Genomic DNA, 26,083 nt, shown 5'->3' on the forward strand with positions numbered 1-26,083 from the left:
AGTAGCCGGTGGGCGCGAGCCGGGAGCCGGGGCGGATCCCCAGCCTCGGCTGCGCGACAGCAGCGGCACCGGACGGGCCCGGTACGTCCGCCGCACCGGCCTGGGACCCGTACCGGGGCGTCCACGGCGCCCGTTCGGCAAGTCCGGGCGGCCGCGCGGCGGGTGGGGCGCCCCGGCCGGAACCGGGACGGAAGGTAGGGTTCACCCGTGGCCGACCGTCGTACCGTGATCATGGAAGCCGCCGCGCGGCTCATCGCCCGCCGGGGCGTCCGGGGCCTTCGCATCGAGGAACTGGCCGCCGAGGCCGAGGTCTCGAACGGGCTGATCTACTACCACTTCAAGGACCGCGCCGGAGTCCTGCGCGCGACACTGGAGTTCATCAACAACCGCGCCGAGCGCTACACCCGCGACCACGTGGCGGCCGAGCATCTGGCCGACCCCCGCAGGGTGTTGGAGCAGACCCTGCTGCTGGAGTTCCAGGACACCGCCGAGGTACGCGAGAACAGCACCGCCTGGGGCGAGCTCCGCGCCAGCGCGATGTTCGACGACCTGCTGCGCGCGGACCTGGCCGAGGCCACGAAGGCGTGGGACCAGGAGGTCGCCGACCTGATCGCCGACGTCGTGCCGTCGCTCGCGCCGAGCGCGGCACTGGCCGCCGCCCAGCGCCTCACGACGTTGCTCGAAGGTCTCAGCGGCCGCTGGCTGAGCGGCGGCCTGACCGTGGACCGGGCCCGCGAACTGATACTGGCGGCCATCACCGTGGAACTCACCCACCTGGCCAAGTAGCCCGTGGCCGAGTAGCCCGTAGCCGAGTAGCCGGTCGGGCGCGATTCGCCGTGACATCGCGGGCCGCTGCGACACGGCGGTCCGCCGCGGTACCGCGGGCCGCGTGGCGTCGCCGTGCGCCGACACCACGGCCTGGTTCACCCCCCGCCTCCCTCCGTGTCGCCTCCTCGCCGATTCCTGTCCGCAGTATTGACTGACTTTTCAGTCAGTGCCAGAGTGTGGACACCGCCGAACCGGCCCACCCCCGCAGCGCCCGCCTCCCCGGCGGCCCGCGAGGACCGGTTCGGCCGGATCGGCCAGGCCAGGCCGGCCGTCGACGGCACCGGGTGACGTGAGCCCGGACGCCCGGCGGCCTGATGCGTGCAGCCCCCGTCCCACCCGCGCCGTCCCCACCGAGAGCTACGCCCGACTGCGCGACAGCGGGGCGGGCACGCTGTACTTCGGCGAGGGCCTCAGCACCGTCAATGTCAACGTGACCAGCATGACGGGCCCGCTCGGCGACGTCCGGGTGCGCCAGGCCACGTCGCTGGCACTGGACCGCGGCGGCTTCGTGCAGACCGCGCTGGCCGGCAACGGCACCGTCACCAACTCGCTGACCCCGAAGGCGAGATGCTGTGGGTGCCGGTCGCCGAGTGGCCGTCGTCGGTCTTCCTCAACAAGAGGATCACCGGGGCGCCCACGACGATCGCGTACATGTACTACCCGTGGGCGGCCGATGTGGGGGCCGCGGGGTGAACCTGCTGAGATTCGCCGTACGGCGGCTCCTCGAAATGGCCGTCACCCTGCTCGGCGCCTCGTTCGTGGTCTTCGGTGCGATGTACCTGGCGCCGGGCAACCCGGCGAGTTTCCTCCTCGCGGGGCGGTCGTCGTCCCCGGCCGCCCTGGCGGCGATCGAAAGGCAGTACCACCTGGACGACCCGTTCCTGGAGCAGTACCTCCGCTGGCTCGGCAATGTGCTGCACGGCGACTTCGGGCGGTCGCTCGAGTACCGCACCGACGTGTCCGATCTGCTCTCGTCACGGCTGCCCACCACGCTGCTGCTGGTCGGCATGGCGCTGGTCCTGGTGGTCCTGCTCGGCCTCGCCCTCGGCTGGCTCGCCGCGGTGCGCGGCGGCGCGGTGGACTCCACGGTCCTGGTCGGCACCACCCTCGCGGTCGGCACGCCCGCGTTCGTCGCCGCGATCCTGCTCCAGGGCTTCTTCGCGGTCGAGTTGGGGTGGTTCCCGAGCAGCGGCAGCGGAAGCGGAAGCGGGCACGGCATCGGACAGATGATGTGGCACCTGACCCTGCCCTCTCTCGCCCTGGCGCTCTACCTGGCGGGGCTGCTCGCCCGGGTCACCCGCTCGGCGATGCTGGAGGCGCTGGAGGGCGAGCACGTCGTCGTCGCCCGCAGCCGGGGCGTACCGGAGCGGCACGTGGTCCGGCGGCACGTCTTCCGCAACGCGCTGGGCGCGGTGCTGACCACGGCGGGGCTGATCGTCTCCACGCTGATGGTGTGCACCGTCCTGGTGGAGACCGCGTTCAGCGTCGGCGGCATCGGCCAGCTGCTCGAACTGGCGGCCACCACCAAGGACTTCCCCACGGTCCAGACGATCTGCCTGATCATCATCGGGCTCTTCATGACCGTGAACCTCGTCGTCGACCTGCTGCTCCCGCTGGTCGATCCGCGCATCACCCTCGGAACGCGGTCCTCATCATGACCATGACTCTCGTACGGCGGCCCGGTCTGGCCCGGGTCCGCACCAAGCACGCCCTGCTCTACGTGATCAGCGCCGGCTTCGTCGGGCTCGTGGTCCTGGTCGCGCTGCTCGCCCCGTGGATCGCGCCGCACGACCCCAATGCGGTCGAGCTGGGCGACGCGCTCGCGCCGCCGTCCGGCGACCACCTGCTCGGGGTGGACTCCGCGGGCCGCGACACGCTGTCGCGGATCGTCGAGGGCGCGCGTACGTCGCTGCTCGGCCCGCTCGGCGTGGTGGTCTTCTCCACCGTGCTGGGCGCCGCGGTCGGCGTGGCGGCGGGCCGGCGGGGCGGGTGGCTGGACTCGGTGCTGTCGCGCGGTTCGGAACTCGCGCTGGCGTTCCCGCGCTGCTGCTCGCCGATGAGCCGACGACCGCGCTTGACGTCACCACCCAGGCCGAAGTGGTCGCGCTGCTCACCGATCTGCGGCAACGCTTCGGTACGGGGCTGCTGTTCGTGACCCACGACCTGGGTCTCGCGGCGGCGATCAGCGACCGCGTGTACGTGATGTACGCGGGACGCGTCGTCGAGACGGGGCCCGCCGAGGAGTTGTTCGCGCGGCCGCGGCACCCGTACACCGCGGCATTGCTGGGCTCCACGCCGTCGCCCTCCTCCGAGGGGCCACCCCCGCGTCGACTGGCCGCGATCGACGGGCAACCGCCGGACCTGCGCGAGGAGTTGACGGGGTGCGCGTTCGCGGCCCGGTGCGCGTTCGCGACCGACCTGTGCGGGCGGGAGGCGCCGTCGGCGACCCCGGCGCCGGGGGTGCCAGCACGCCGCGCGGCGTGCCACCACAGCGATGCGCTGGCGGGCAGCCGACTCGAAGGGAAGTCTGTCGATGCCTGACAATCTGCTTGAAGTCGCCGGTTTGTGCCGTGCTTTCGGCGACGTGAAAGCCGTCGACGACGTGTCCTTCACGCTGGCGTCGGGCGGTTCGCTCGGCATCGTCGGCGAGTCCGGCTCCGGGAAGACCACGACCGCACGGATCGTCGTCGGTCTGGAGCGGGCCGACGCGGGGACGGTCCACGTCCAGGGGCGCGACCGGACCGGCGCGGCGCTCGGCCGCGCGGCCCGGCTCGCCAGGGCCCGGCAGGTCCAGATGGTCTTCCAGGACCCGTTCCTGTCCCTCGACCCGCGCACCAGCGTCGAGGCGGTGCTGCGCGAGACGCTGAAGCTGCACTTCCCGGGAACCGACCACGCCGCGCGTATCCGCCGGCTCCTCGACCAGGTGGGCCTCGGCACCCGGGCCGCGGACGCGCGCCCGCGCGAACTGTCGGGCGGACAGCGCCAGCGCGTCGCCATCGCCCGGGCCCTGGCCGTGGAGCCCGCGATCCTGGTGCTGGACGAGGCGGTGGCCGCACTGGACGTATCGGTCCAGGCGCAGATCCTCAACCTGCTGGCCGACATCCGCGAACAGACGGCGGTCGGCTACCTCTTCATCACCCACGACCTGGGTGTGGTGCGCGTCGTCACCGACGAGGTGATCGTGATGCGGCACGGCAGGGTCGTGGAGGCGGGCGGGACGGCGGACGTGCTGGCCCGGCCGAGCCACCCGTACACCCGGCTGCTGCTCGACTCGGTCCCCCGCCCGGGCTGGGACCCCCACGCCATGCCACCGCCCGCCGCGCCCTGTAGCCGCGCCCTGACAGCCGTGCTCTGTCAGCCGTGCCCGGTAGCCGCGCCGGTAGCCGTCGTGCCTACGGCGTGTCGCGCAGGGGCCACACCTCGACGACACCGTGCGCGACGGCGCAGGGCGTCTTGGCCGCGAGTTCCACCGCCTCCTCCAGCGTCGCGGCCTCGATGAGGGCGAACCCGGCGACCGGGAGTGCCGAGGCCATGAACGAGCCGCGTTCGACGGTCACACCGTGGCCGTCGGTGTTGCGGACCTGTACGGGGGAATCGGCGATCCCCATGTCGGCCCCGGCGCCGCGGAGGCCGTCGTCGTGGGCGTGTGCGGCGTCGCGCACCGAGGCGTCGGTGCGGTCGTAACCTGCCTGGTCGCCGTACCCGATGGTGACGAACTTCGGCATCGCGGATTCTCCTTCGCTGCGTCCCTGTCCTGACACAAGTGGTGACCGGGACGGGCGCCGGAACTCATCGGTGACGGCCCCTCGGCATTTCGGGGCAAACATCGCCTGGACGCGACACTCATACTTGAGTCGTTAGTAGCCTTGAATCGTTCGTCTCTGCGAAGTTAGCTTGGGCTATGAGCGCGATCCAGGCCCCAGCCGCCGCCCGCCGACCGCGTGGCGCCGGATTCCGGGTGTCCGGCATCCGTCTTGCGCCGCCGGGCGCCGCGGGGCGATTCCGCCGCGCCGCGCACCGGATCGGCGTGACCGGCGGTCGTGTCCGCCGTCCGGGAGTCGGGTCGCCCCACCTGTTCGCGCCTGCCGACCACAGCTTCTCGATCGGAGAGGACGCGGGCTCCCACGCCTGGAGCCCGGGCCTCGAATGTGCACTGGCACGCAGTACCTGTGCAGCGTGATCCGCCTAGCCCGGAGGGACTTCCGATGTCCGAGAACCACGACGCAATCGTCACAGACGCGAAGACGGAGGGCGGCGGAGGCTGCCCGGTCGCACACGGGCGCGCGCCGCACCCGACGCAGGGTGGCGGCAACAGCCAGTGGTGGCCGGAGCGGCTGAACCTGAAGATCCTCGCGAAGAACCCCGCCGTGGCGAACCCGCTGGGCGAGGAGTTCGACTACGCCAAGGCGTTCAACACCCTCGACCTGGCCGCCGTGAAGCGCGACATCGCGGAGGTGCTGACCACCTCGCAGGACTGGTGGCCCGCCGACTTCGGCCACTACGGCCCGCTCATGATCCGGATGGCGTGGCACAGCGCCGGGACGTACCGCATCAGCGACGGCCGCGGCGGCGCCGGGGCCGGCCAGCAGCGCTTCGCGCCGCTCAACAGCTGGCCGGACAACGGCAACCTGGACAAGGCGCGCCGCCTGCTGTGGCCGGTGAAGAAGAAGTACGGCCAAAGCCTGTCGTGGGCCGACCTCATGGTCCTCACCGGCAACGTCGCGCTGGAGACCATGGGCTTCAAGACCTTCGGCTTCGGCGGCGGCCGCGAGGACGTCTGGGAGTCGGAGGAGGACGTCTACTGGGGCCCGGAGTCCGTCTGGCTGGACGACGAGCGCTACACCGGCGACCGCGAGCTGGAGAGCCCGCTCGGCGCGGTGCAGATGGGCCTCATCTACGTCAACCCCGAGGGTCCGAACGGCAACCCGGACCCGATCGCGGCGGCCCGCGACATCCGGGAGACGTTCCGCCGCATGGCGATGAACGACGAGGAGACGGTCGCGCTGATCGCGGGCGGCCACACCTTCGGCAAGACGCACGGCGCGGGGCCGGCCGAGAGCGTCGGGCCCGACCCGGAGGCCGCGCCCGTCGAGCAGCAGGGCTTCGGCTGGAAGAGCACCCACGGCAGCGGCGTGGGCGGCGACGCCATCACCAGCGGCCTCGAGGGCATCTGGACCAACACCCCGACCACCTGGGACAACACCTTCTTCGACATCCTCTTCGGGTACGAGTGGGAGCTGTTCCAGAGCCCGGCCGGCGCGAACCAGTGGCGGCCGAAGGACGGCGGCGGCGCGGGTACCGTTCCCGACCCGCACGACCCGGCCAAGACGCACGCCCCGACGATGCTCACGACGGACCTGTCGCTGCGCTTCGACCCGGCGTACGAGGTGATCTCGCGCCGCTTCCACGCGAACCCCGAGGAGTTCGCGGACGCGTTCGCGCGGGCCTGGTACAAGCTGACGCACCGCGACATGGGCCCGATCGTGCGCTACCTCGGCCCGGAGGTCCCGAGCGAGACCCTGCTGTGGCAGGACCCGCTGCCGGCCGCCGATTACGACGCGATCGACGCCGCGGACGTGGCGTCGATCAAGGAGAAGATCCTCGCGTCGGGCCTGTCGGTGGCGCAGCTGGTGTCGGCTGCGTGGGCGTCGGCGTCGACGTACCGCGGCAGCGACATGCGCGGCGGCGCGAACGGCGGACGCGTCCGCCTGGAGCCGCAGCGCGATTGGGAGGCCAACGACCCGGACCAGCTCGCGACGGTGCTGCGCACCCTCGAGGGCGTGCAGGAGGCCTTCAACTCGGGGCAGAGCAACGGCAAGCGGGTCTCGTTCGCCGACGTGGTCGTGCTCGCGGGCGCGGCCGCGGTGGAGAAGGCGGCCCGGGACGGCGGCGTCCAGGTCGAGGTGCCGTTCACGCCGGGCCGGGTCGACGCCACGCAGGACCAGACGGACGTCGAGTCGTTCGCCGCGCTCGAGCCGACCGCGGACGGGTTCCGCAACTACCTCGGCAAGGGCAACCGGCTGCCGGCCGAGTACCTGCTGCTCGACCGGGCGAACCTGCTGACGCTGAGCGCGCCGGAGCTGACGGTCCTGGTCGGCGGTCTGCGGGTGCTCGGCGCGAACCACCAGCAGTCGCAGCAGGGCGTGTTCACCGCGACCCCGGGCACGCTGACCAACGACTTCTTCGTCAACCTGCTCGACATGGGGACGACGTGGACGCCGGAGTCGGAGGACGCGAACTCCTTCGAGGGCCGCGACGCCTCGGGCGAGGTCAAGTGGACCGCGAGCCGGGTCGACCTCGTCTTCGGGTCGAACTCCGAACTGCGGGCGCTGGCCGAGGTGTACGCGAGCGACGACGCGAAGGAGAAGTTCGTGAAGGACTTCGTCGCGGCGTGGGCCAAGGTGATGGACCTCGACCGGTTCGACGTGCGCGTCTGACGGTTCGCGGGGAGAAGTGACAGCGGCGTCCAGGCCGGTCCCGACGGACCGGGCTGGACGCTGCTTTTGTGCGTCTGTCGACGGCCGGTCCACGGTGGCCTGGGCGGCAGGTCTGCGTCGGGTTGCGCGCTGGGTTGCGCCCTGGGTTCGGCGCCCGGGTCGGCGTCGGTGGCCACGTCGGCTGTACGCGCGGTACTACGTCGGCTGCGGGCGCCAGGTGGCCAGGACGGTCGTGACGAGCAGGTCGGGGGCCTCCCGCGAAGACAGCCGCCCTGCCTGCATTTCGGCCGCGGCCGCGTGCACCAGGCTGTAGAGGACGGTTACCAGCCAGGTCGCCGGCACGTCGTCGCGGAAGACGCCGTCGCGCCGCCCCCGCAGCACGAGTCGGTGGACGGGCGCGAGGATCCGCTCGTGGCGCTCCCGCATCTGATCGGGCGTCAGCGATGCCGACACAGCGGTGAAGAGGGACGCGTGGCGGTCGAGGACCTGCCATGACGAGCGGATGAGCCCGGCGAGCGCTTCGTCGGCCGGGCCCGAGTCGGTCGTACCGGCCACCGCGTCCACCGCTTCCGCGACCGATCGGTCGAGGGCTGCCTCCAACAGGCTTTCGCGCGTGGGGAAGTGCGCGTAGAGCGTGACCCGGCTGACGCCCGCGGCCCGTGCGATGGCCGCCATCCCCGCTTGCGGGTCGGCCAGCAGGCAGGTCAGGCCGGCGTCGACGATCGCGGCGGCGTTGCGCTCCGCGTCGCGCCGCCGGGGCCGCTCGGGTGCCGCCGCGCCCTTTGCCGGATGCTCCGCGGACTGCCCTGCGGACTCCCCCGCCGACTGTCCGGCCGCTTGCTGCCCTGCCGGGCGTCCTGCCACTGCTGCCTCCTCGTCGGTGGCGGCCCGTCGGTCCGCCGCTGCCCGCCGGCTGCTCTGCCCATCCGCGGCTCTGCTCAGGCGCTGCTCTGCCGATCTGCCGGCAGACAACAAACTTAACAGAGGTGTTCACATTTGGTGGTGACGCCGCCTACGTTATCCCTAACACTGCTGTTAAGTTTAGGGAGCGGCACCCGTGCATTCCGAACCGAACCCGCATGTCCCGCCTGCCTCGTCGGCCGGCTCCGCCTCGGCGTCCGAGGGGAGCGGAGAGCCGCGGCACGGTCACGAGCGCCAAGGCGGCGATCCGCACGCCGTCGGTCACCACCACGAGCCGCCGCCGGACCTCCCCGGCCGCGGACGCCTCCTCGTTCTGCTGTGCCTCGCCCAGTTCATGCTGGTCGCCGACGTGACGGTGGTGAACGTCGCGCTGCCCACCATCGGCGACGAACTCGATCTGGACGGCTCGGCGTTGACGTGGGTCGTCACCGCGTACACGCTCTTCTTCGGTAGCCTCCTCCTGCTCGGCGGCCGACTGTCCGATGCGGTGGGCAAGTTGCGCATGTTCCTGGTCGGACTGGGGGTGTTCACCGCGGCGTCCGTGGCGTCGGGCCTCGCCTCCGACGGCGGGCTGCTCATAGCCGCACGCTCCGCCCAGGGCGTGGGCGCGGCACTCCTCTCCCCCGCGGCGATGGCGCTGATCACAACGCTGTTCCACGGGCCGGCGCGTACCAAGGCGCTCGGCGTGTGGGCGGCCGTCGGCGGCGCGGGATCGGCGGTCGGGGTGCTGCTCGGCGGGGTGTTCGTGTCCGGGCCGGGCTGGGAGTGGGTCTTCTTCGTCAACGTGCCCGCCGGGCTGGTCGCGCTGATCGGGGTTCCGGTGCTGATCGGCGGGGCGGCGTCCCTGGTGGGGCCGTCGCCCGAACGCGTACCACTCGACCTGCCCGGGGCGCTCGCCCTGACCGCGGCGCCCGCGCTGCTGATCTACGGCCTGGTGCGGGCGCGCGACCACGGCTTCGACGCTCCGTCCACGCTCGCCCCTCTGGCTTCCGCCCTCATGTGTACGGCGGTGTTCGTCGCGGTCGAGCGCCGCGCCCGAAATCCGCTGGTACACCTCGAAGTTCTCGCCCGTCGTAGCTTGTGGGGCGGCAGCGTCGTGATGCTGGCCGCGTCGGGGCTGCTCATCTCGGCGTTCTTCCTGTGCTCGTTCTACCTCCAGCACGTCGCGGGCTACTCGGCGCTCAAGACCGGTCTGGCGTTCCTGCCGGTGGCCGTTGCCGTGACGGTCGGCGCTCACCTGGGCGGCGTCGCGGTGGGCCGGTTCGGGTGGCGTACGGTCGGCACCGCCGCGTTCGCGGTCGCCGCCGTCGGCGCGGGCCTGCTGGCCGGGTTGTCCGCGGACAGTGGCGTCTGGTCTGGCCTCGTCCCCGGATTCGCCCTGCTGTCTCTGGGCCTTGGCGCCGGGTTCGTGTGCGCGACGACGGCGGCCATGACCGGGCTCGACCACCGGGAGACGGGCACCGCGTCGGGATTGGTCGGCACCGCGCACGAACTCGGCGCGGCACTGGGCGTCGCGGTGATCGCGACGGTCGCCGGTGCGAGCCTGACGGGCGGGCCGTCGGCCGGGACGGGCGGATTCGGCGACGCGTTCACCGCCGCCGCGGTCATCGCCGCCGCCGTCGCGGTGGCCGGACCGGTGCTGCTCCCGGCGGGCAGGCCGGACCCATCGCAGCCACGGGCGACGGCGCACTGAGAAACCCGCCCGGCGCGTCACAGGCGCCGGGCGGGTCTTCGGTTGCGGGCCGCGTACGGCCGGCCGCACGCCCGCAACTGGGCGGGGGCGACGGCGGCACGGTCAGCCGCGGGCCCCCTCGGGGGTGGCCTGGGACCTCGTCTTGGTGCGCAGGCCCATCAACTGCAGATCGGCGAACAGCGCCACCACCGCGGCCTGCATGATGGCCCACGTCGTACCGACGGTGGTCATCGTCAACGTGTCGGTCACCGCGAGGGTGATGCTGCCGATGGCCCATGCGGCGTTGAGGAGCACGATCACGACGACCGCGGCGCGGCTGATGGCGGCCTTGCGGGCGACCAGCGCCACGTCGATCGCGTAGAGGGTGAGGAAGGCGCCGATTCCGTAGAGCACCGCGGCGTCGATGCCGAGGAAGGAGTCGAGCACCTGGGCGAGTGCGAGGTACGCGACACCGTTGGCACCCGTGACGATCGCGTCCAGGTAGAGGACCGAGCGCAGGAATCCCTGGCGGTCCGCGCGGTAGGTCCGGAGCCCGCCGATCGTCGCGCCGATCACGTTGGTCGACATGGTCACCACGTCCCTTCGTTGGCATTTACCGCTGTGTGGTGCGGTTCGTGTTCCGTGACCAGAACGCTACGAGTGCCGTGAGGACGGGGAATCGGTCGCGTATAGGTAATGCGGGTACGCAGGCAGGTGCGGGCCGTGCGGCGTGTGCGGCGCATGCGGCGTGTGCGGCTGTGCAGCCGTGCGCGACGCGTGCAGCCGTGCGGCTTACGCCGATGCCGGGCGGCCAGGCGGGCGCAGAGCGGCCCGTACCGCACTCACCGCCGGGTCGCGCAGCGCCGTGTCGCGGACGACCGCCAGGATGCGCCGTACGACCGGCGGGCCCTCGATCGCCACCGCCGCGACCTCTGTCGCCTGCTCCGGGCGCGCCAACTCCGGCAGCAGCGTGACGGCCTGCCCCGCACCGACCAGGAACAGCAACGCCTGTGCATCGGACGTGCGGTGCCGGATGTCGGGCGTGAAGCCGCCGCGCTCCCGGCACACTTCGGCGACGATCCGGCCGTGACTGGTCTCGGTGGGACCGCCGGCCCAGACCTCGTCCGCCAGTTCGCCGATGCGGGCGGCGGACGCGCCGGCCTGCGGATGGTCGCGCGGCACGACGAGCCAGATGCGGTCCGGATCCAGTTCGGCGAAGTGCAGGCCGGGGACGCGGGGGCGCGGGTCCGCGTCGAACTCGTCGCATATCGCCAGGTCGCAGCTGCGGCTCTCCAGCATGTCGAGTGCGATGTGCGGTTCGGTGACCGTCGTCTGGACACGTACCGCCGGGTGGTGCCGGGCGAGATGGGCGATGGCCGGGCCGACCAGGCTGACCGCCGTCGGAAAGCAGGCCACGCGTACGACACCGGCGACCAAGCCCGCCGTGGCGGCGACTTCGGCCTCGGCCTGCTCCATGCGGGCGAGGAGGGCGTCGGCGTGGTCGGCGAGCACGTACGCCGCCGGGGTCAGGCGCAGCAGCCGCCCCTCCCGCCGGAGCAGTTCCGTGCCCGCCTCGCGCTGTAGGGCCGCCAGTTGGTGCGAAACGGTCGAGGGACTGTAGGCCAGCGCCCGCGCCACCGCGGCGACGGTGCCGCGACGGCGCAGTTCGCTCAGCAGGCGCAACCGGTGCAGGTCCATCATCGTGCGAATACTGCCAGGTGAATCCGTCGAAAAGATGCGCTGGTTTCGACGGATCCCGGCGGGGAGCATCGTCGGGAGAGCGGGCACCCGGCGGCAGGCGGCGCCCGGCGCGGCGGGCGGCGCCGCGCACCCCATCCGAGGAGCCAAGTCATGGACCCACGCGCGCAACTGATGGTCCGTTATGCCGGTGCCTTCTGGCCCGAGGTGATCACGCGCGCGTCGGGGTCGTGGCTGGAGACGGCCGACGGACGCCGCGTCCTGGACTTCACGTCGGGACAGCTCTGCGCGACCGTCGGCCACTCGCACCCGCACGTCACGGAGGCGATCGAGCGCTCGCTGCGCGAGACCGTGCACCTGAACTCCCGCATGCTGTCCACCCCGGTCCTGGACCTCGCGGAGACCCTGGTGGGACTCATGCCGGAGGGCCTGGACCGGGTCATGCTGCTGAGCACGGGCGGCGAGGCGAACGAGGCCGCGCTGCGCATGGCCAAGCTCGCCACCGGCGGCTTCGAGGTGCTGGGCCTGACGCGCAGCTGGCACGGCATGACGATGGGATCGCAGGCGGTCACGTACGCGGCCGCGCGGCGCGGCCACGGGCCTTTGGCGCCGGGGGCGTTCGCGCTGCCCGCGCCGTACGCGTACCGCTGCCCGATCCGGCACTGCTCCGACACCTGCGACACGACCTGCCTGGAGGTCGGGTTCGAGCAGTTCGACGAGCAGACCACCGGCGCGCCGGCCGCCGTCATCGCCGAACCGGTGCTGTCCGCGGGCGGCGTGATCGTCCCACCGCCCGGCTACTTCGCCCGGCTCGCGGGCCTGGCCCGGGACCGCGGCATGCCGGTGGTCCTGGACGAGGCACAGACCGGCTTCGGCCGCCTGGGAGCCATGTTCGGCTTTGAACTCTTCGATTTCCAGCCGGAGTTCGTGACGCTGTCGAAGTCGCTGGGCGGCGGCCTGCCGATCAGCGCGGTGGTGACGACGGCGGAGATCGAGCAGGCGGCGTACGACAAGGGGCTGTTCTACTTCACGTCCCACCAGTCCGACCCGCTCCCGGCGGCGGCCGGTCTCGCGGTGCTCGACGTCGTGCGGGACGAGGGCCTGGTGGCGAAGGCGCGCGAGCGGGGCGAGCGACTGGGCGGTCACCTGCGTGAGTTGCAGAAGCGGCACGAGGCGATCGGCGACGTGCGCGGCCTCGGCCTGCTGTGGGGCGTCGAGTTCGTACGGGACCGGGAAACCCGGGAGCCCGCCTCGGAGTTCGGCGATGCCGTGACGGCCGTGTGCGAGAAGGCCGGGCTGTGCATGAACATCGTGCGCAGCCAGTCGGGTCCGATGAGCGCCTGCGCGCGGGTCGCGCCGCCGCTGACGGTGAGCGACGACGAGATCGACACGGCCGCCGAGATCCTGGACGACGCGCTGCGCCGGACCAAGTTGTGAGCCGGACCAAGCTGTGAGCCGAGCCAAGGTGTGAGCCGCACCAGGCTCTGAGCTGTATCGGACTCCGGGGCATACCAGGCTCCGAGGCCTACCAGGCTTCCGAGGCGTGCCAGGCGACGCGGTGGTTCAGCCGCCGTTCCGGACGTCGTAGCGCTCCTTGACCATGCGCATGTGCAGCCAGGAGTCGAGCACGCGTACGCCGGGCAGCCGGCGCACGTCCTCCAGGACGTCCAGCACCGCCGCGGTGCTGTCGGCGCCGAGCGTGGCCACCGCATCGGCCCGGCCCAGGCAGGTGGCCACGAACTGCACGCCGTCCGCGGCGGTCAGTGCGGTGAGCGCGTCGGGCCCGGCCACGCTCAGCGCCGTGCCCAGCAGTCGCGTGGCGCCCAGGACGCCGGGTTCCACAAGGGCGACGACGCGGAAGACCCCTGCGTCCAGCATGCGCAGGGTGCGTGCCCGGGTGGCGCCGGCCGACAGCCCGACGCGGGCGGCGAGGTCGGCGAACGACTGGCGCCCGTCCTGTTCCAGCAACGCCATGATGGCGCGGTCGAGTTCGTCCGTCTCGGTCGCGGCGGTGTCCAGGTCGTGGGGCAGCGCGTAGGGGTCCTTGACGACGCGCGTGTAGGGCAGCGCGTCGGCGGCGGCGACGCCCGGGAGGGCGCGCACGCGGTCGACGGCGCGGGACAGGGCCTCGAAGGAGTCCGCGCGCACCTCGGCCGCGACGGCGGCGCGGCCCGCGGTCAGCGTCACGAACACCGACTCGGGCAGATCGGCGATGCCGCGTGCGACGGGCCCGGCGGGTCCGTCGGCGGTCACCGCGAGGTGCGCGATGGACGTGCGGCCCGCGACGCGGGGGTGGACGACGGCGACGACGCGTACCAGCCGGGCGTCGAGCAGGCGCAGGACGCGGGATCTCGCGGCGGCGCGGGAGACGCCGACCGCGGCGGCCAGTGCCTCGTACGTCTGCCGGCCGTCCCGCTGGAGTTCCGCGACGAGGGCTTTGTCCACCCGGTCCAGGGCCACACGGTCGAAGTCGGCCGTGCCTGGATCCGGGCCCTGCGCCGGGTCCAGGGCCGTGCCGGCGGCTGCGGCCGCGGCTGTGGCGGGGGTGCCGTGGGGCGCGTGGTCGTGCGGGATGGGTTCGTCGGCGCGGCGCACGTGGGCGGACTCCCGGGGCGGAGGAACGGTGGCGGTCCCAGTGTGACGGTTCAGGGCCGTGGGGCGACGAATCGTCCGCGTGGCGCGGGCCCGGCAGACGATTCGTTCGCCCGATTCAAGGTAACGATCGGATCATCTCCTCAGATTGACTCTGGCCAACGCTTCGTTCATTCCCTATGGTCATCGCGAGCGAAACGTTCGCCTGTGGTTAATCCGGCAGATGATTCGCTCTCGATTGAGCACTACGAAGGGCGAAGGATCATGCGAAGCGCCACCACGACGCCGGACCGCGAGCGGACCCTGCTGGTCGCGGGAGGAACCGTGCACACCGGCGGCCCGCTCGGTGCCGTCGAAGCCCTCGCCGTCCGGGGCGACCGGATCGTGCACGCGGGCACCGCCGCCGACTGCCGGGCCGCGCTCGGGCGCGTCGATGCCGAACTGGACCTGGCCGGGCGGACCGTACTGCCCGGGTTCACCGACGCGCACTGCCACCCGGTCATGTACGGCCAGAACCTCGCCTGGGCCGACCTCCGCCCCGAACTCGTGCCCGACATCGACACCCTCGTCGCGGTGATGCGGCGCTTCGCCGGCAACCTGCGCCCGGACACGCCGGTACGCGGCTTCGGGTACGAGCACCGCCGCCTCGCCGAGGGCCGCCACCCGGTCGCCGCCGACCTCGACCGCGTCGCCGACGACCGCGAGGTCTACGTCATGAACGCGTCCGGGCACGGCGGGGTCGTCAACACCTTCACCCTCCGGAAGTACGGCATCACCCGCGAGTCGCCCGACCCGGTCGGCGGCCGCATCGGGCGCCACCCCGACGGCACGCCCAACGGCGAACTGTGGGACGGCGCCTGCGACCTCATCACCGGCGACGACGGCGTCAAGATCACCAACCACGGCCCGAACTTCCACCTCGACGACCCCGAGGACGAGATGCGCGGCCACCTGCTGCGCGCCCAGGAGCACTTCCTCGCGGCGGGGGTCACCACGGTCGGCGACGCGCAGGTCTCACGCCGGGAGCTGGAGACGTACCTGCGCGCCCGGGACGGCGGCGACCTGCGGATGCGGGTGTCCGCGTACCTCACCTCGGCGATGCTCGACGACGCGCTCGACCTCGGGCTCGGCCGCGCGCTGGGCGACGACCGGCTGCTCGTGCAGGGCGTCAAGCTCTACGCGGACGGCACGCTCGGCGGGTGGACGGCGTACTTCCCCGAGGGGTACGCGCACGACTGCTGCCACCACGGCCAGCTCTACCACGAGCCCGGCGAGTACGCGGACCTCCTGCGGCGCGCGCACGCCGCGGGCCTGCAGACCGCCACCCACGCGCAGTCCCCGTTCGCGATCGGCATGGTCCTCGACGCGGTCGAGAAGGCGCAGGCCGACACCCCGCGCCCGGACATGCGGCACCGGATCGAGCACTGCGGCCTGCCCACCGACGAGCAGATCACCCGCATGCGCGACCTGGGCGTACACGCGTGCCTCCAGCCGCAGCACCACCTGAGGACCGGTGACGGGACGCTGACCGCGATCGGCGAGATGGGCCACCGCTACAACCCGTGCGGGCTGCTCGCCGCGGCCGGCACGGCGTTCGCGATCAGCTCGGACGCCCCGGTCGCGCGGCCCAACCCCTTCGAGTCGGCCGCCGCGGCGGCCACCCGGCGCACGGTGCTCGGGACCGTCCTCGGCACCCCCGAGATGCGGCTGCCGACGGCCGAGGGCCTTGCCGCGCACGGGATCGGCGGCGCGGTCGCGCTGCACCGCGAGCAATCCGTCGGCTCGCTGCGGCCGGGACTGCTGGCCGACTTCGTGGTCATGGACACCGACCCCTACACGGTCGCCGACCCGGCGGTCTTCGCCGCGCTCGGCGTGGCAGAGACCTGGATCGGCGGCGCCCGGGCCTGGTCCGCGAACTGACCGGGCAGCGGCTGCGCCTCCGCGGCGTTCCCCGTGTTCCGCGTAGTTCTCGTGGCACCCCGTGACGCGTGACGGGCTCGCGGACCACTTGTCCGGCCCGTGAACCCGTCGCCGGTCCCGCGGCCCTCACGACCGGAGGCACCGCCGCCGATCCCACTCGCCCCACCCTCCACCCCCTCGCCGCCCCGCCCGGTGGCGTCCCACCGGCCGCTTAGGCTTTCCCCAGCGAAAGGCGCAAGATCATGAGCGCGACACTCGGCCGGTCCCCCGCCGGCTCGTCCCCCACCAAGACCCCGCCCACCGGCTCACCCCCGCCCGGGGCCGGGCGGGACGCCGCGTCCGGCGGCGGCGTCGAGCAGCACGGGTACGACTACATCCCGGAGTCCGACCGGTACATGACCCCGCGCCAGCTGGGGCTGTTCTGGATGGGCATCAACGCGTACCAGTTCTTCTTCGTACTGGGCTCGATCGCGGTCGGGATGGGGCTGTCGCTGGTCCAGGCGATCATCGCGATCGCGTGCGGCAACCTGCTCTTCGGCGTCGTCGCGTACTGCTCGGTCGCGGGCCCGCGCGCCGGCATGCCGACGACGGCCTTCAGCCGCGCGGCGTTCGGCGTGCTGGGCAACCGCGTCAACGCGGTGTGCACGTGGGCGATGTCGCTGGGCTTCAAGACGGTCAACGGCCTGCTGGGCGTGTTCGCCATGCTCGCGCTCTTCGACCAGCTCGGCTGGCACGACTCCGGCGGCGCGCTCGGCAAGGTCGTCGCGACCGTCGTCGTCCTCGGCGGATCCATCGTGATCGCGGTGTACGGCCACCGCGCGCTGGTCCGGGTCCAGCCGTACTTCGCGGCCGCCGTCACCCTGATCTTCCTGCTGATCGTCGGCAACATCGTCGGCGACGTGGACTGGGGCTGGAAGCCGGCCGACCCCGCCACCGGGTGGGGCGGAGTCGCGCTGGTGCTGATCGCCTGCGCGCTCATCTCGTCCGGGCCGCTGTCGTACATGGTCGTCGCGCCCGACTACGCGCGGTACCTGCCGAGCGGCACGCCCACCCGCAAGATCTTCCGCGCGGTCTTCGCGGGCGGCGCGGGCATGGTGATGTTCCTGGGCACCGTCGGCACCGTCGGCGCCGTCGCCGCCACCCGCGCCGACCTGTCCGACCCGGTCGCGGGCATGGAGCCGCTGCTGCCGGGCTGGCTGTTCGTCCTCTACATCGTGGCGTCGTTCACCGGCGCGGTCGGCAACAACGCCTCGGTGTTCTACTCCTCCGGCCTCGCCATCCAGGCCATCGGCATCCCGGCGCGGCGCTGGGTCGCCACCGCCGTCGACGCGATGCTCGCGCTCGCCGCCGTCCTCTGGGTCCTGTTCATCTACGACTTCGAGCACGCCCTCAACGAGTTCCTGGCCCTGGTGGTGGTCTGGGCGGGCCCGTTCTGCGCGGTGTGGATCACCGACGGCGTGATGCGGCGCTGGACGTACGACCGCGAGTCCGTGCACATCAGCACCCCCGCGTCCCGCTACTGGGGCACCGCGGGCGTCAACGTCGCGGGCATCGTCTCGATGCTGGCCGGCATGGCGACGGCTCTGCTGACCATCAACTCGGCGCTGGTCGAGGGCTGGTTGAGCACGCGCATGGACGGCGCCGACCTCAGCTGGTTCCTGCCGCTGATCGTGTCCGCGGCCACGTACGCGGTCCTGGGCCGCCGCTGGGTCCGCGAGACATCCCTCCCGGCCGCCGCGTAACCCCCGGACGCGCGCCTTCGCCCTCGCCGCGAAGGCGCGCGTCCGCGCCCGACTATCCACGCCCGACTGCCCGCACCCCGCCCCCGCTTTGCCTACGCCGCACTGTCCGCACCGCGGGTTACGTTGGCCGGATGGCGTACACCACCGAGGTCTCCCGGCACATCAAGGCCGCCCGCCCCGCGGTCTACCGCGCGCTGCTCGACCCGGAAGCGGTCGCCAAGTGGCGGGTGCCGGACGACATGCGCAGCCACGTCCACGAGTTCGAGCCGCGCGAAGGCGGCCGGTTCCGCGTCTCCCTCACCTACGAAGCACCGGACGGCGTCGGCAAGACCAGCGCGCACACCGACACGTACCACGGCCGCTTCACCCGCCTCGTCCCCGACGAACTGGTCGCCGAAGAAATCGAGTTCGAGACCGACGACCCCACCCTCCAGGGCACCATGACCCTGACCACCACCCTCACCGACGTCCCCGGCGGCACCGAGGTCCGCATCCTCCACGAGGGCATCCCCGACACCATCCCCCGAGCCGACAACGAACAAGGCACCCAAATGTCCCTAACCGCCCTAGCCGCCCTACTCGAATCCCCCTGACCGGCCGGGACACATACGGCTACCAGTGGACCGCCTTTCCCGCGACGTCATGCAGGTTGTACGGGGGGCGGCGCCTCGTGGGGGTGGCGGTGAGGAGGGGGCTGACGTCGAGGAGGGGGCGATGGCTGCCGGGTGAGGGGTGTGGTGGTTTCTGGTGGGGGGTGGTTCTAGGTTGGCGGGGTGATCGTTGGCGGGGTGGGGTCGAAGGGCGGGGGCGGGGCGGGGCTTCGGGCGGTGTTGGTGGCGTTGTGCGTCACGGAGATCACCAGCTGGGGGATCCTGTACTACGCGTTCCCGGTGCTTGCGCCCGCGATCACCGAGGACACGGGGTGGTCCACGTCGGCCGCGACCGCGGCGTTCTCGGTGGCGTTGGCGGTGTCGGGGATCGTCGGTATTCCGGTGGGGCGGATGCTGGACCGCCGCGGGCCGCACTTGCTGATGACTGTGGGGTCGGTCGTCGCGTCGCTGGCGGTGCTCGTCGTGGCGTGGGCGCCCAACCTGGTGTGGTTCACCGCCGGATGGGTGCTCGCCGGGGTCGCGATGTCGTCGATCCTCTACCAGCCCGCGTTCGCCGCGCTGACGCGCTGGTACGGGCCCCGGCACCTCGCCGCGCTGACCACGGTGACCCTCGTCGCGGGCCTGGCGAGCACCGTGTTCGCGCCGATCACGGTGGCGTTGTCGCACTGGTTGTCGTGGCGCGGAGTGTACGTCGTGCTGGCCGTGGTACTGGCCGTCGTGACCGTTCCGCTGCACGCGATCGTGCTGCGGCGCCCCTGGCCCGCGGCGCCGCCGAGCAAGCGGTCCGCGGAAGCGCCGGACGACGTGCGGTCGATCGTCCGCAGCCGCCCCTTCGTCGTGCTGGTCGTCGCGATGACGCTCGGCTCGTTCGGCATGTACGCGGGCGTGGTCAACATCGTCCCGCTGCTCGACGAGCGCGGCTCCGGCACGACCGTCGCCGCGTGGGCGCTCGGCCTCGGCGGCGCCGGCCAGGTCGTCGGGCGCATCGGGTACGCCGCCTTCGCCCGCCGCACCAGCGTGCGCACCCGCACCGTCGGCGTCCTGGCCGCCACCGCCGCGACCACCGCCCTGCTGGCGTTCGTCCCCGGACCGATCTGGCTGCTCGTCGCACTGTCGATCCTGGCCGGGACCGCACGCGGGGTGGCGACGCTGCTGAACGCCACGGCGATCACCGAGCGCTGGGGCGCGTCGTCGTACGGAACGCTGTCCGGGATCCTCTCCGCTCCCGCCATGGCCGCCTCGGCGATCGCGCCGTGGGCCGGCGCCGCGCTGGCCGGGCCGCTCGGCGGCTACCCGCACATGTTCGCGCTGCTCGCCGCGGCGTGCGGGACGGCCGCGGTGCTCGCCGTCGCCAGCGTGCCGGGCGGCCGCCGGCCGTCGCGGCCGTTCGTCGGCGCGCGGGAAGTGACGGACGTGCAGGACGTGCAGGACGTGCAGGGTGCGGACGAGAGCGGCTTGAGCGCACGACTGGAGAAGTGAGTACGGGGAGCCGGAGTTCGGTCGAGCGTGTGAGGTGCGGCATTGTGCCGCGGGCGCACACTGGATCCATGGCAGGAGCACGGACAGTACAGCGACTGACCGGTGTCTGCGATGCGGACGGCGGTTTCCGCGGCGAACTTGCGTACGCCATAGGCAGGGCACGCGGCACCGCGCACTGTGCGCTGAGCGACCTCACGCATGCCGGCCGTCGCCGCAGACCCGAGTGGGACGCGCTGCTGGCGACGCTCGGTGTTCCGTTCGACGTGGTGTACCTGAACGAACGGGACGACGCGGTGGCCGCGGCCAGCGAAGGCCGCGTACCGTGCGTGCTCGCGCACACCGACACCGGCATCGTGGTACTGCTCGGCCCCGACGACCTCGCCGCCATCGGCACGAGCGTGCTGCGCTTCGACCAGACGATGCGCGAGGCGGCCGACGCCGAGGCGCTGGTCCTGCCGCTCTCCGGACTGACCCCGTGACGGTACGTCACACGACGTGATCCGTACGCTCCGTACGCCGTACGCCGTAGGCAGGGAAGCGAGCGGCCGTCACGTCCCGATGACGCCCCCGTCGCGCTTGCGGATCACGACCGTCACCGAGCGCCGGCGCGCCCGGCCGGTCGAAGTCGGGCCAGTTGCCGACCGCGCGCGGGTTCTCCGGCGTCGGATGCCCCAGAACGACGTGGCCTCGCCGGGGTGCCGCACGTCCACGAACATGGAAAAACCCGGCCGGCCGACCGCCGCCCGGGCCCAATCAGCTCTTGATCAGCCCGGTCAGCTCCCGGGCGCCTCGAGCGCGCCGGCGCCGCCGGGGGCGCCCGGGGTCACGAGCGCCGTCTCGTACGCCAGAACGACGGCCTGCACCCGGTCCCGCAGGTGAAGCTTCGTCAGAATGCGCGTGACGTGCGTCTTCACCGTCTCGACGCTCAGCGTCAGGGCCGCCGCCAGTTCCGCGTTGCTCATGCCCCGGGCGAGAAGGCGCAGCACTTCCAGTTCGCGCGGCGTGAGCACGGACAGGTCGCCGCCCGGCGCGCGTTCCGCGGGGGCCGGACGCGCGAAGCGCTCCACGAGCCGCCGCGTGATGGTCGGCGCGAGGAGCGCGTCGCCCGCGCTGACCAGGCGTACGGCGGCCACCAGTTGCTCGGGCGTCACGTCCTTGAGCAGGAACCCGCTCGCCCCCGCGTTCAGCGCCTCGTAGACGTAGTGGTCGAGGTCGAACGTGGTGAGGATGATGATGCGGCACGGCCGTCCGTCCAGCGCGGGCGACGGATCGGCCATGATGCGGCGCGTGGCCTCCAGGCCGTCGAGTCCGGGCATGCGGATGTCCATCAGGACCACGTCCGGCCGGGTGCGGCGGACCGCGGCGCACGCCTCGTCGCCGCCGGCCGCCTCGGCGACGACGTCGATGCCGTCGGCGGCCAGGATCATGCGGAACCCGGAGCGTACGAGCGCCTGGTCGTCGGCCACGACGACGCGCAGTGCCGCTGCCGCGCTCACGGCGTCGGCACCGGGATCGAGGCCTGCACGCGGTAGCCGCCGGTCGGCCGGTGCCCCGCGCGCAGTCCGCCGCCGTGCAGCGCCAGTCGCTGGGTGAGGCCGAGCAGACCGCGTCCGGCGCCCAGCGGCTCGGGGCGGCGCCCGTCGGCGGGCCCGTCGTCGGCGACCTCGATGCGCATCGCGTCCGGCCGGTAGGTCACGGTCACCTCGGTACGCGCCCCCGGCGCGTACTTCAGCGCGTTGGTGAGCGCCTCCTGCACGACCCGGTACACGGTGAGCTCGATCCCCGGTGGCAGCGGCCGCGCCTCGCCCTGGGTCGTGAACCGCACGTCGAGCCCCGCGGTGCGCACCCGGTCCACGAGCACGGGCAGCCGCGACAGGTCGGGCTGCGGCGCCAGCGGCGGTCCCAGCGCGTCGCCGTCCGGCACCGTCCCCGGATCGCCCTGCGGCGGCGGCGCGCCCTGGGCGGTGAGCACGTCGAGCATCTGGCGCAACTCGGCCATCGTCTCGCGCCCGCTCGCCTCGACCGCGCGCAGCGCCTCGGTCGCCGCCTCGGGATCCGAGCGCAGGACCATGCGGGCGGCGCCGGACTGGATCACCATCACGCTCACATTGTGGCTGACCACGTCGTGCAATTCCCGGGCGATCCGGGCGCGTTCGTGGGCCACCGCGACCTCGCGCTCGCGCTCGGCACGCAGCGCCCGGCGGTGGAAGGCCCCGGCCCGGGTACGCCATGTGCCGATGGTGCGGCCGATGACGAACATCGACGCCATGATGGCGAGCACCAGCAGGCCGGGCGGGCCGTTGTCCTCGTCGGGGAACTTCGCCATGAGGGCGAGCGTCGCCGCACCGGAGACCCCCGCCGCCAACGAAAAACGCGGTACGTGCGCCGCGACCGAGTACGCGCCGATCGCGAGGGCCACGACCCCGGGGATCTCCATGTAGTCGGGGTCGATGGCCAGCGTGACGGCGAACTGCACCGCGAACGCCGTGACCGGCTGCGTGCGCCGCCAGGCGATCATGGCGGCAGCCAAGAGGCACACGGCGAACGTCCACGCGCTCGGCCCGGAGGCGGCGTGCGCCGGTGAGTCCGGGTACGCGTACGGGATCTCGCCGTAGGGGGTCCTGGGGTACGGAGGCGGGCCGCCGGCGTCGTCCGTCGGGAAGTTGTACCCGAGCATGACGGCCGTGGCGACGCCCAACGCGAGGGCGAGCAGGCCGTCCCCGCCCAGCGGTCCCGGGCGGCGTAGCAACTCGGCGGCCCGGCGAACACTCTGAGGGAGCGTCAGCCGGGCGCGCGGGGTCGGCGTCAGCGGTGCGGCGGGCGTCACCCGGGCATTCTCGCCGGTTGTGCGCGGCGCGTACATCATGCGTGCGAGCTGTCCGGGGTCCCTCGGGAGAGCTACCCGGCCCGCTCTCCCCCGCGCGAGCGACCGCAGGTTGGCTCGCCGTGCGGACGCCCGGCGGCCGGTCCGGAACCTAGCGTCCGGGGCCATGACAGACGTGATCCGGCTCGAAGCCGTGACGAAGAGGTACGAGGGAACGGGCCCCGCCGCACTCGACCGGGTGGACCTGGTCGTCGGCGCGCGCGAGGCCGTGGCCGTCATGGGCCCGTCCGGCAGCGGCAAGTCCACGCTGCTCAATCTGATCGCGGGGCTGGACCGGCCGACCGAGGGTGCGGTCACGGTGGCCGGGGTCGGTCTCGGCGGCCTGTCGGAGACCGCGCTCGCCAAGTTCCGGCGCCGGCACATCGGCATGATCTTCCAGTTCTTCAACCTGCTCGACGACCTGACGGTGCTCGACAACGTGCTGATGCCCGCCCGCCTGGGCGGGATCTCGCCGCGCGCCGCCCGGACGCGCGCCGACGAACTGCTCGGCTACCTCGGCATCGCGGGGCACGCGGACGCGTACCCGGCACGGCTGTCCGGCGGCGAGCGGCAGCGCGTCGCCATCGCCCGGGCGCTCATGAACCGGCCGCCGCTGCTGCTCGCCGACGAGCCGACGGGGGCCGTGGACACCGCCAACGGGCGGCACATCACCGAGCTGCTCGCCGAACTCAACCGCGACGGGCAGGCGTTGCTGATGGTCACGCACGACCTGCAGCTGGCGCGCGCGTGCACGAGCCGCATCGTGCGGATCGTGGACGGAAGGCTCGACGCCACGCCGCAAGCCCACGACCCGGGTGGCCCGCAGGACTCGCTGTGGGACGACGCGCAGGACGGGCGCACGACGGAGGCGTCCCGGTGAACGCGGTCGTCAAGGCCGCCTGGGCGGCAGTCGTACGCCGCCGGGTGCAGACCGTGGTGACCGCCGTCGTGGCGCTGCTCGCGACGGCGACCTCGGTGCTCGCCTTCGGCCTGCTGGTCGCGTCGATGGCGCCGTTCGACCACGCGTTCTCCGCGCTGCACGGCGCGCACGCGACGGTGAGCGTCGATGCGGGCCGGGCGACCGCCGAGCAGGTCCGCGCCACCGGCGCCGGGTCCGGGGTCGCCGAGGTCGCCGGGCCCTATCCGTCGACGAGCGCGCCGATCATGCTGCCCGGCGACGCGGTCGCGCACGGGACGATGACCGTGGTCGGACGGGCCGATCCGAACGGTCCGCTCGACACGCTCAAGCTCCGGTCGGGCCGGTGGGTCCGGGCGCCGGGCGAGGTCGTCCTCGGGGACGGCGAGGGGCCGCGGCTGGGCGTCGGGGACCGGTTGCGGCTGGGCGGGGTCGAGCTGACGGTCGTGGGCGTCGCGGCGTCCGTCACCGACACGGCGGGCGCGTGGACCGTGCCGGACCAGATCGCCGCACTCGCCCCCGGGGGCGCCGCGAAGACGTTCCAAGCGCTCTACCGCTTCGCGGACGCGGGCGACAGCGACGCGGTGGCGGACGGCGTCGCCGCGGTGCGCGCCGCGCTGCCGTCCGGGGCGGTGCTCGGGTCGACGTCGTACCTGGACGCCCGGCGCGAGGCGGCCGGGACGGCGGCTCTCGTGGTCCCGTTCGTCACCGCGTTCAGCGTGCTCGGCGTGGTCATGTCGGTGCTCATCGTCGGCAACGTGGTGAGCGGCGCGGTGGTGGCCGGGTACCGCGGGATCGGGGTGCTCAAGACGCTCGGGTTCACTCCGCGGCAGGTCAGTGCGGTGTATCTGGCGCAGGTCCTGCTGCCCGCCCTGGCGGGTGCGGCGGCGGGCATGTTCGCGGGCCACGCGCTGGCCGTTCCGCTGCTCGCGGACACCGAGCAGTCGTACGCGGTCCCCGAAGTGGCCGGGGTCCCCTGGTGGGTGGACGTCCTGGTACCCGTCGGCCTGCTCCTGGTCGTCTGCGTGGCGGCGCTGATCCCGGCACTGCGCGCGGGGCGGATCCCGGCGATCCAGGCGATCGCCGTCGGACGCGCGCCGCGGGCCGGCCGGGGGTTCCGGGCGCACCGGCTCCTGGCCCGCTCGCGCCTGCCGCGGGCCGTCGCCCTCGGGCTGGCCGGCCCGTTCGCGCGGCCGGCGCGCACCGGCATGACGCTGGCGGCGCTGCTCCTGGGCACCACGGCGGTGACGTTCGCGTACGGGCTCGGCCAGACGCTGGCTCGGGCCGACGACGGCTTGTCGCGGGAGGGGTCGTCGCAAATCACGGTCAGCCTGGGGATGGTGGGGGAACAGGGTGGGATGCATCAGGGGCCGCCGGAAGGTGCCGGCACGGCCGGTGCGGGGGGAGGTCCGCCCGCGCCGCCCGCCCCGCCCGCCCCGCCCAGGGGCCCGCAGTCGGGGCAGCCGACCGTCGAGCAGCCGCCGTCCGCGGACCCTGTGGCGGTGGCGGACATGCTGCGCGCCGACGCGTCGACCGCGCGGTTCACCTCGGTCACCACGCTGGAGGTCGAAGTGCCGGGGCGCACCCGGCCGTTGGAGCTGACCGGGTACGACACGGACTCGTCCTGGCTGGGGTACCCGGTGGTCGCCGGGCGCTGGTTGCAGGGGACGGGGGAAATCGTGGTGCCGACGTCGTTCCTGCGCACGTCCGCGCTGCGGGTGGGCGATGAGGTCGCGCTCGACCACGACGGGCGGCGCGTGACGGTGCGGATCGTCGGCGAGGCGTTCTCCGACGACGAGGAGGCGTTGCTCACCGACCGCGCCACGCTCTTGCAGCTCAAGCCCGATGCGGCGATCACCGCGTACGAGGCGCAGGTGACGCCGGGGACGAATGCGGACGCATACGCGGAGCGGATCTCCGAGGCCGGCGTGTTCGCGGCCGGGGCCGGGGCCGCGATGCCGCGCAGCGAGGAGAACTCGACGATCCCGATCCTGATCGGCCTGATCGGGACGCTGACCCTGCTGATCGCCGGGGTCGCGGGGCTGGGTGTGCTCAACACGGTCGCCCTCGACACCCGCGAGCGCGCGCAGTCGATAGGTGTCCTTAAGTCCCTGGGCATGACACCGCGTCAGACCATGGCCATGGTCGTGACGTCCGTGGTCGGGCTCGGCCTGGTCGGAGGTGCCGCGGGCATCCCGCTCGGGGTGGCGCTGCACCACTTGGTGGCGCCGGTCATGGCGTCGACCGCGGATCTGCGGCTGCCGGACTCGATGGTGTCGGTGTACGGAGTGCCCGCGTACGCGGTGCTCGCCGTCTCGGGAGCGGTGCTGGCCACGTTGGGGGCGCTGCTCCCGGCGGGCTGGGCGGCCCGGTCGCGGGCGGCGGCGTGGCGGACTGAATGAGG

Annotated in this window: 22 protein-coding genes and 1 pseudogene; 16 read left to right on the forward strand and 7 right to left on the reverse strand. The window is 73.0% G+C overall.

Annotation, left to right across the window (positions count from 1 at the left end; translation table 11 throughout):
- Window positions 1–207: 207 nt before the first annotated feature.
- The 6 genes and pseudogenes from ACWD12_RS24790 to ACWD12_RS24815 all read left to right on the forward strand — a co-directional run.
- Window positions 208–786, forward strand: a complete 579-nt coding sequence (locus ACWD12_RS24790; protein ID WP_450101389.1) for a TetR/AcrR family transcriptional regulator — start codon at window positions 208–210, stop codon at window positions 784–786.
- A gap of 609 nt (window positions 787–1,395) precedes the next feature.
- Entirely contained in the window at window positions 1,396–1,521 is a 126-nt protein-coding gene (locus ACWD12_RS24795; RefSeq protein ID WP_450101390.1) for a hypothetical protein, read from the forward strand.
- Window positions 1,518–2,486, forward strand: a complete 969-nt coding sequence (locus ACWD12_RS24800; RefSeq protein ID WP_450101391.1) for an ABC transporter permease — start codon at window positions 1,518–1,520, stop codon at window positions 2,484–2,486. The genes ACWD12_RS24795 and ACWD12_RS24800 overlap by 4 nt, the downstream gene beginning before the upstream one ends.
- Window positions 2,483–2,983, forward strand: a complete 501-nt coding sequence (locus tag ACWD12_RS24805) for an ABC transporter permease (protein WP_450101392.1) — start codon at window positions 2,483–2,485, stop codon at window positions 2,981–2,983. The genes ACWD12_RS24800 and ACWD12_RS24805 overlap by 4 nt, the downstream gene beginning before the upstream one ends.
- Window positions 2,980–3,369 carry an oligopeptide/dipeptide ABC transporter ATP-binding protein gene (locus ACWD12_RS24810; protein ID WP_450101393.1) on the forward strand — a complete coding sequence of 130 codons (390 nt, stop codon included), beginning with the start codon at window positions 2,980–2,982 and terminating at the stop codon, window positions 3,367–3,369. The genes ACWD12_RS24805 and ACWD12_RS24810 overlap by 4 nt, the downstream gene beginning before the upstream one ends.
- A pseudogene (locus ACWD12_RS24815) lies at window positions 3,362–4,126 on the forward strand (ABC transporter ATP-binding protein); the annotation flags it as partial. The gene ACWD12_RS24810 and the pseudogene ACWD12_RS24815, both read left to right, overlap by 8 nt.
- Window positions 4,127–4,220: 94 nt before the next feature.
- Here the strand turns inward: ACWD12_RS24815 and ACWD12_RS24820 are convergent.
- Entirely contained in the window at window positions 4,221–4,553 is a 333-nt protein-coding gene (locus tag ACWD12_RS24820; RefSeq protein ID WP_450101394.1) for a YciI family protein, read from the reverse strand.
- Window positions 4,554–5,033: 480 nt separating this feature from the next.
- Between ACWD12_RS24820 and katG the strand changes: the two genes are divergently transcribed.
- The gene (gene katG / locus ACWD12_RS24825; RefSeq protein ID WP_450101395.1) at window positions 5,034–7,265 is read left to right on the forward strand and encodes a catalase/peroxidase HPI; all 2,232 of its coding nucleotides are present in this window, start codon (window positions 5,034–5,036) and stop codon (window positions 7,263–7,265) included.
- A 195-nt stretch (window positions 7,266–7,460) separates the two neighbouring features.
- On the opposite strand, the gene ACWD12_RS24830 is transcribed toward katG, so the two are convergent.
- The gene (locus tag ACWD12_RS24830; RefSeq protein ID WP_450101396.1) at window positions 7,461–8,129 is read right to left on the reverse strand and encodes a TetR/AcrR family transcriptional regulator; all 669 of its coding nucleotides are present in this window, start codon (window positions 8,127–8,129) and stop codon (window positions 7,461–7,463) included.
- Window positions 8,130–8,322: 193 nt separating this feature from the next.
- Between ACWD12_RS24830 and ACWD12_RS24835 the strand changes: the two genes are divergently transcribed.
- A complete protein-coding gene (locus ACWD12_RS24835) occupies window positions 8,323–9,879 on the forward strand; it encodes an MFS transporter (RefSeq protein WP_450101397.1) in 1,557 nt (518 codons plus the stop codon).
- Between the two features lie 102 nt (window positions 9,880–9,981).
- Here the strand turns inward: ACWD12_RS24835 and ACWD12_RS24840 are convergent, their stop codons facing one another.
- Together ACWD12_RS24840 and ACWD12_RS24845 are read right to left on the reverse strand one after the other, a co-directional pair.
- Window positions 9,982–10,446, reverse strand: a complete 465-nt coding sequence (locus ACWD12_RS24840) for a hypothetical protein (protein WP_450101398.1) — start codon at window positions 10,444–10,446, stop codon at window positions 9,982–9,984.
- A 204-nt stretch (window positions 10,447–10,650) separates the two neighbouring features.
- Complete coding sequence (locus ACWD12_RS24845) at window positions 10,651–11,559, reverse strand: LysR substrate-binding domain-containing protein (protein ID WP_450101399.1); 909 nt, start codon at window positions 11,557–11,559, stop codon at window positions 10,651–10,653.
- A 150-nt stretch (window positions 11,560–11,709) separates the two neighbouring features.
- Between ACWD12_RS24845 and ACWD12_RS24850 the strand changes: the two genes are divergently transcribed.
- Entirely contained in the window at window positions 11,710–12,993 is a 1,284-nt protein-coding gene (locus tag ACWD12_RS24850; RefSeq protein WP_450101400.1) for an aspartate aminotransferase family protein, read from the forward strand.
- Window positions 12,994–13,119: 126 nt separating this feature from the next.
- Here the strand turns inward: ACWD12_RS24850 and ACWD12_RS24855 are convergent, their stop codons facing one another.
- A complete protein-coding gene (locus ACWD12_RS24855; RefSeq protein ID WP_450101401.1) occupies window positions 13,120–14,151 on the reverse strand; it encodes an Lrp/AsnC family transcriptional regulator in 1,032 nt (343 codons plus the stop codon).
- A 261-nt stretch (window positions 14,152–14,412) separates the two neighbouring features.
- On the opposite strand from ACWD12_RS24855, the gene ACWD12_RS24860 reads away from it, so the two are divergent.
- The 5 genes from ACWD12_RS24860 to ACWD12_RS24880 all read left to right on the forward strand — a co-directional run bounded on the left by ACWD12_RS24860 (window position 14,413) and on the right by ACWD12_RS24880 (window position 20,379).
- The gene (locus ACWD12_RS24860; RefSeq protein WP_450101402.1) at window positions 14,413–16,068 is read left to right on the forward strand and encodes an amidohydrolase; all 1,656 of its coding nucleotides are present in this window, start codon (window positions 14,413–14,415) and stop codon (window positions 16,066–16,068) included.
- Between the two features lie 242 nt (window positions 16,069–16,310).
- Complete coding sequence (locus tag ACWD12_RS24865) at window positions 16,311–17,810, forward strand: purine-cytosine permease family protein (RefSeq protein ID WP_450101403.1); 1,500 nt, start codon at window positions 16,311–16,313, stop codon at window positions 17,808–17,810.
- 131 nt (window positions 17,811–17,941) lie between these two features.
- Window positions 17,942–18,403, forward strand: coding sequence for an SRPBCC domain-containing protein (locus tag ACWD12_RS24870; protein ID WP_450101404.1), 462 nt, complete (start codon window positions 17,942–17,944; stop codon window positions 18,401–18,403).
- 180 nt (window positions 18,404–18,583) lie between these two features.
- Entirely contained in the window at window positions 18,584–19,900 is a 1,317-nt protein-coding gene (locus ACWD12_RS24875; RefSeq protein ID WP_450101405.1) for an MFS transporter, read from the forward strand.
- Between the two features lie 68 nt (window positions 19,901–19,968).
- Window positions 19,969–20,379, forward strand: coding sequence for a hypothetical protein (locus ACWD12_RS24880; RefSeq protein WP_450101406.1), 411 nt, complete (start codon window positions 19,969–19,971; stop codon window positions 20,377–20,379).
- A 294-nt stretch (window positions 20,380–20,673) separates the two neighbouring features.
- On the opposite strand, the gene ACWD12_RS24885 is transcribed toward ACWD12_RS24880, so the two are convergent.
- Together ACWD12_RS24885 and ACWD12_RS24890 are read right to left on the reverse strand one after the other, a co-directional pair.
- Entirely contained in the window at window positions 20,674–21,396 is a 723-nt protein-coding gene (locus ACWD12_RS24885; RefSeq protein ID WP_450101407.1) for a response regulator, read from the reverse strand.
- Entirely contained in the window at window positions 21,393–22,727 is a 1,335-nt protein-coding gene (locus ACWD12_RS24890) for a sensor histidine kinase (RefSeq protein ID WP_450101408.1), read from the reverse strand. The genes ACWD12_RS24885 and ACWD12_RS24890 overlap by 4 nt, the downstream gene beginning before the upstream one ends.
- A 163-nt stretch (window positions 22,728–22,890) precedes the next feature.
- Between ACWD12_RS24890 and ACWD12_RS24895 the strand changes: the two genes are divergently transcribed.
- Both ACWD12_RS24895 and ACWD12_RS24900 read left to right on the forward strand, forming a co-directional pair.
- Window positions 22,891–23,643 (forward strand): ABC transporter ATP-binding protein, encoded by a 753-nt coding sequence (locus ACWD12_RS24895; RefSeq protein ID WP_358351635.1) that lies wholly within the window; start codon window positions 22,891–22,893, stop codon window positions 23,641–23,643.
- Window positions 23,640–26,081 (forward strand): FtsX-like permease family protein, encoded by a 2,442-nt coding sequence (locus ACWD12_RS24900; protein ID WP_450101409.1) that lies wholly within the window; start codon window positions 23,640–23,642, stop codon window positions 26,079–26,081. The genes ACWD12_RS24895 and ACWD12_RS24900 overlap by 4 nt, the downstream gene beginning before the upstream one ends.
- Window positions 26,082–26,083 lie beyond the last annotated feature (2 nt).

Source organism: Streptodolium elevatio, assembly GCF_053592165.1.

Coding starts and splice junctions, on each gene's coding strand:
- ACWD12_RS24870 (WP_450101404.1), top strand. CDS start 17,942: ATGGCGTACACCACCGAGGTCTCCCGGCACATCAAGGCCGCCCGCCCC.
- ACWD12_RS24820 (WP_450101394.1), bottom strand. CDS start 4,553: ATGCCGAAGTTCGTCACCATCGGGTACGGCGACCAGGCAGGTTACGAC.
- ACWD12_RS24865 (WP_450101403.1), top strand. CDS start 16,311: ATGAGCGCGACACTCGGCCGGTCCCCCGCCGGCTCGTCCCCCACCAAG.
- ACWD12_RS24805 (WP_450101392.1), top strand. CDS start 2,483: ATGACCATGACTCTCGTACGGCGGCCCGGTCTGGCCCGGGTCCGCACC.
- ACWD12_RS24840 (WP_450101398.1), bottom strand. CDS start 10,446: ATGTCGACCAACGTGATCGGCGCGACGATCGGCGGGCTCCGGACCTAC.
- ACWD12_RS24880 (WP_450101406.1), top strand. CDS start 19,969: ATGGCAGGAGCACGGACAGTACAGCGACTGACCGGTGTCTGCGATGCG.
- ACWD12_RS24795 (WP_450101390.1), top strand. CDS start 1,396: ATGCTGTGGGTGCCGGTCGCCGAGTGGCCGTCGTCGGTCTTCCTCAAC.
- ACWD12_RS24895 (WP_358351635.1), top strand. CDS start 22,891: ATGACAGACGTGATCCGGCTCGAAGCCGTGACGAAGAGGTACGAGGGA.
- katG (WP_450101395.1), top strand. CDS start 5,034: ATGTCCGAGAACCACGACGCAATCGTCACAGACGCGAAGACGGAGGGC.
- ACWD12_RS24845 (WP_450101399.1), bottom strand. CDS start 11,559: ATGATGGACCTGCACCGGTTGCGCCTGCTGAGCGAACTGCGCCGTCGC.
- ACWD12_RS24850 (WP_450101400.1), top strand. CDS start 11,710: ATGGACCCACGCGCGCAACTGATGGTCCGTTATGCCGGTGCCTTCTGG.
- ACWD12_RS24860 (WP_450101402.1), top strand. CDS start 14,413: ATGCGAAGCGCCACCACGACGCCGGACCGCGAGCGGACCCTGCTGGTC.